Source organism: Methylobacterium sp. WL120 (assembly GCF_008039465.1).
Lineage (GTDB): Bacteria > Pseudomonadota > Alphaproteobacteria > Rhizobiales > Beijerinckiaceae > Methylobacterium > Methylobacterium cerastii.
The window spans coordinates 1-4,605 of sequence record NZ_VRUT01000245.1 but is presented as its reverse complement, the minus strand read 5'-3'; the positions used below and the strand labels follow the sequence as shown (position 1 = coordinate 4,605).

Genomic DNA, 4,605 nt, shown 5'->3' with positions numbered 1-4,605 from the left:
GGTGGCGGCGCCTCCGCGGCCGTCGACCCGGCGGCCCTGCCCGGCAACCGGCCGTCCGATCCCGCGAGCCTCCCCCTCGTCACCGATCCGGGCGAGCGCCGCGGCGAGATGCTCTACCGGTCCTTCGGCCGGCATTCCGACAAGATCTCGGCCATCGGCATGGGCGGGTTCCACCTCGGCAAGAGCGCGGTGACGGACGACGAGGCGACGCGGCTGATCCACCAGGGGATCGAGCGCGGCATCACCTTCATGGACAATTGCTGGGACTACAACGAGGGCCGCTCCGAGCTGCGCATGGGCGCGGCGCTGCAGGACGGCAGCCGGCGCGACAAGGTGTTCCTGATGTCCAAGATGGACGGGCGCACCAAGGAGGAGGCGACGAAGCAGATCGACGCCTCGCTGCACCGCCTGCGCACCGACCGGATCGACCTCGTCCAGCACCACGAGATCCTGCGCTACGACGACCCCGACCGGGTCTTCGCCGAGGGCGGCGCGATGGAGGCCTTCGTCGAGGCCAAGAAGGCGGGCAAGCTGCGCTACATCGGCTTCACCGGCCACAAGGACCCGCGCATCCACCTGCAGATGCTGGAGGTCGCCCACGAGCGCGGGTTCCAGTTCGATTCGGTGCAGATGCCGCTCAACGTCATGGACGCGCATTTCCGCTCGTTCGGCCACCTCGTGCTGCCCTACCTCGTCCAGAACGGCATCGCGGCGCTGGGCATGAAGACCTTCGGCGACGGCGTCATCCTGAAGAGCGACGCGCCGATCGAGCCGATCGAGTACTTGCATTTCGGCCTCAACCTGCCGGTCTCGGTGCTGATCACCGGCATCCAGAGCCAGCGCGACCTCGATCAGGCCTTCGAGGCGGTGAAGACGTTCCGGCCGATGGACAAGGCGGCGGTGGCCGAGTTGCTCGGGCGCAGCCGGCCCTACGCGCTGGAAGGCAAGTACGAGCTGTTCAAGACCAGCGCGACCTTCGACGGCACCGCCAAGAACGCGGCGTGGCTCGGGGAGGACGTCCCGGGGGTGAAGACCCTCGCCCCGACGATGGAGTGATTTTTGCCAGGGTGTCGGTGACCGCTGGCGCCCGCCGCCTATCCCTTCGATGATCGATCCGACCCTACCGTCAGGACACACCATGAAGCGCCTCGCCGCCCTCGCACTTCCCGCCCTCGTCCTGCTGCCGCAGGCGGCATTCGCCCATCCCGGCCACGGCGAGGCCGCGGGCCTCGTCCACGGCTTCCTGCACCCGGTGAGCGGGGCCGACCACGTCCTCGCTATGGTCGCGGTCGGGCTGCTCGCGGGCCTGCGGGGCGGACGGGCCCTGTGGGCGCTGCCGGCCTCCTTCCTCGCGCTGATGGCGGTGGGCGCGGGGCTCGGCATGGCCGGGTTCGCGCTGCCGCTGGCCGAGGCCGGGATCGCCCTCTCGGTCGTCGCCTTCGGCCTCGCGGCGGTGTTCGGGCTTCGGCTGCCGCTCGCCGCGCTCGGTGCCCTCGTCGGCGGCTTCGCCGTCTTCCACGGTTACGCCCACGGCGCCGAGATGCCCGAGACCGCCTCCGGCCTCGTCTACGGACTCGGCTTCCTCGCCGGCACCGCCCTGCTCCACGCCGTCGGGCTCGGCCTCGGCCTGGTCGCGGCCGGAACCCGCCGTACGGTCATGGCTCCCATGCTCGGCGGCACGGTCGCCGTCCTCGGCGTCGCGCTGCTCGCGAGCCATTTCTAAGTCGAGACCTCCGGCGGGCCAGGAACCCGCCGGAGTTTCGCCGCACGAGATCTACGGTTCATCTTTCAGGATCGCGGAGTTTTCCAAACCTCGACTGTAATCCTGCTAGTTTGGAACGATTATGATTTGAGCATGTGACGAACATGCCTCTTCCAATTTCGGCGCGGCCGGGTATGCGATGCTCCCCATGCGCGCGCACCGTCTCCTCCTCCCCCTGCTGGCCCTTCCCCTGCTCGCCGCCTCCGCGGTCGCCAAGGAGATCCCCGTCGGGCCTCACGTGACCCAGAACGGTCTCGAGGTCGCGGCGGTGTACCTGCAGCCGATCGAGATGGACCCGCCCGACATGATGCGCGCGGCGGCGCAGTCCGACCTGCACCTCGAGGCCGACATCCGCGCGGCCAAGGACAACCGCAACGGGTTCGCCGAGGGCGACTTCGTGCCCTTCCTGGCCGTCACCTTCGAGGTGGTGAAGCTCGACGGCGACAAGCCCACCGACCAGAAGGTGGCGGGCGCGCTGATGGGCATGGTCGCCAACGACGGCCCGCATTACGGCGACAACGTCAAGCTGTTCGGGCCCGGGCGCTACCGCCTGAAGCTCACCGTGGCGCCCCCCGGGCCGCACGCGCATTTCGGCCGCCACGTCGACAAGGAAACCGGGGTGGCCGAGTGGTTCAAGCCGTTCGACGTCACCCAGGACTTCACCTTCGCCGGCATCGGCAAGAAGGGCGCGTATTGAGGATGCGGACAGCGACCAGCCTCCTCGCCCTCTGCGCGCTCCTCCTCGCACCGCTCGCGGCGCGCGCCGACGACATGCCGGTGATCAAGGTCGAGATGAAGGACGGGGTGATCCTTCCCGCGATCATCGAGGTTCCGGCCAAGACCCGCTTCAAGCTGGAGATCTCGAACACCGGCGCCTCGCCGGTGGAGTTCGAAAGCCTCGAGCTGAAGCGCGAGAAGGCGCTCGCCGCCGGCTCGACCTCGTCGATCATCTTCCGCACCCTCGATCCGGGCAGCTACGACGTCTTCGACGACTTCCATCCGGAGGCGAAGGCGACGCTGGTGGCCAAGGATCCGGTGGCGAAGTAGCCGGTGGCCGGCGCGACCCTCAGCCCCGGCCGGGAGGCCTGGATCGACGCACGCCTCGCCGCCTTCGGCGACTGGCTCCGCCGGCACGGCGGCGTGCTGCGCGGCATCCAGTGGGTTGTGGTCGGCGTCTACGTCGTGCTCGTCGCCGTGCCCGCCTTCCTGCCGCTGCCGGACCGCTCCGCGCACCTCTGGTCGAACCTGACGCTGCTGGCGCAGTTCGCGTTCTGGGGCGTCTGGTGGCCGTTCGTGCTGGTCAGCATGGTGGTGGCCGGCCGCGCATGGTGCGGGGTCCTGTGCCCCGAAGGCACGCTCACCGAGTTCGCCAGCCGCTGGAGCCTCGGCCGCGCCGTGCCGCGCTGGATCACCTGGGGTGGATGGCCGTTCCTGGCGTTCGCCGGCACTACGGTCTACGGCCAGATGGTCAGCGTCTACGGCTACCCGAAGCCGGTGCTCGCCGTGCTTGGCGGCTCGACCGTGGCGGCGATCCTCGTCGGCGCCGTCTACGGGCGCAACAAGCGGGTGTGGTGCCGCTACCTCTGCCCGGTCAACGGCGTGTTCGCGGTGCTCTCGAAGCTCGCGCCGGTGAGCTTCCAGGTCGACGGCGCCGCCTGGAGCGCCTCGCCGAAGCCGCTCCGGGCCGACGGCTTCAACTGCGCGCCGCTCGTGGCGGTCAAGACCATGCGGGGATCGGGCGCCTGCCACATGTGCGGGCGCTGCAGCGGCTATCGCGGGGCCGTGCGTCTCGCCCGCCGCTCGCCCAACCACGAGATCGTGCACGTGGCCGGCGACGAGCCGTCGCTCGACCAGACCGTGCTGATCCTGTTCGGCATGATGGGTCTCGCCGTCGGCGCGTTCCAGTGGTCGTCGAGCCCCTGGTACGTCGACGGCAAGCAGTGGCTCGCCACCTGGCTGATCGAGCGCGGCGTGACTTGGCCGCTGGAGACCTCGGCGCCGTGGTTCGTGCTGACGAACTACCCCGAGCACAACGACGTGCTCACCCTCCTCGACGGCGCGATGCTGCTCGCCTACGTCGGCGCCGCCTGCCTCGGGATCGGCTTGGCGCTCACCGCGCTGGTGGCGCTGGCCACCCGCGCGGCCGGGCCGTGGTCGATGACCCGGTTCCACCACCTGACGCAGGCGCTGATCCCGATCGCCGGCTGCGGCGTCTTCCTCGGCCTCTCGGCGCTCACGGTCTCGTTCCTGCGTGGCGAAGGCATCGCCCTGCCCTACGTGAACGAGGTCCGCGCCGGCCTGCTCGCCGGGGCGAGCCTGTGGAGCCTGTGGCTGGCTTGGCGGATCGCCGGGCTGTCGGCCGCCGGCCCGCGCCGGGTCGCGGCCACCCTCTGCATCGGCGCCGCAGCCGGCCTCGCGGTCGCGAACTGGGCGCTTCTCTTCTGGATCTGGTAGCGCGCGCGCTTCCTCAACGCGAAAGCCGGGATATCCGCATGATCGGAGCCTTCGTCATCGCCTTCCGCGAGGTCATCGAGGCGGGCCTCATCATCTCGATCGTGCTGGCGGCCACCCGCGGCATCCCCGGGCGCGGCCGCTGGGTCGCCCTCGGCATCGTCGGGGGCCTGGCCGGCGCCGCCCTCGTCGCGCTGTTCGCGGAAAAGATCTCGGACGCGTTCGAGGGCGCGGGGCAGGACCTGCTCAACGCCGCCGTGCTGATCGTCGCCGTGCTGATGCTGGTCTGGCACAACACCTGGATGGCGGCCCACGGACGCGAGCTCGCCGGCGAATTGCGGGCGGCGGGCGAGGCGGTCCGCTCCGGGCGGCGCACCGCGGCGGCGCTGGCG

Annotated in this window: 6 protein-coding genes; all 6 read left to right on the top strand. The window is 70.5% G+C overall.

The features are described 5' to 3' along the window. A partial coding sequence (locus tag FV229_RS25375) for an aldo/keto reductase (RefSeq protein ID WP_210246627.1) occupies positions 1-1,056 on the top strand: 1,056 nt, incomplete at its 5' end. 82 nt (positions 1,057-1,138) lie between these two features. Next, positions 1,139-1,723: a HupE/UreJ family protein gene (locus FV229_RS25370; RefSeq protein ID WP_147754581.1), complete on the top strand. Its 585-nt coding sequence runs from the start codon at positions 1,139-1,141 to the stop codon at positions 1,721-1,723. 187 nt (positions 1,724-1,910) lie between these two features. Beyond that, entirely contained in the window at positions 1,911-2,459 is a 549-nt protein-coding gene (locus tag FV229_RS25365) for an iron transporter (protein WP_238272109.1), read from the top strand. Positions 2,460-2,461: 2 nt separating this feature from the next. Further along, positions 2,462-2,809, top strand: coding sequence for a cupredoxin domain-containing protein (locus tag FV229_RS25360; protein ID WP_147754579.1), 348 nt, complete (start codon positions 2,462-2,464; stop codon positions 2,807-2,809). Positions 2,810-2,812: 3 nt separating this feature from the next. Then, complete coding sequence (locus tag FV229_RS25355) at positions 2,813-4,216, top strand: 4Fe-4S binding protein (protein WP_147754578.1); 1,404 nt, start codon at positions 2,813-2,815, stop codon at positions 4,214-4,216. A gap of 38 nt (positions 4,217-4,254) precedes the next feature. Next, positions 4,255-4,605: FTR1 family protein (locus tag FV229_RS25350; protein ID WP_187275285.1), on the top strand; the 351-nt coding region annotated here is incomplete at its 3' end.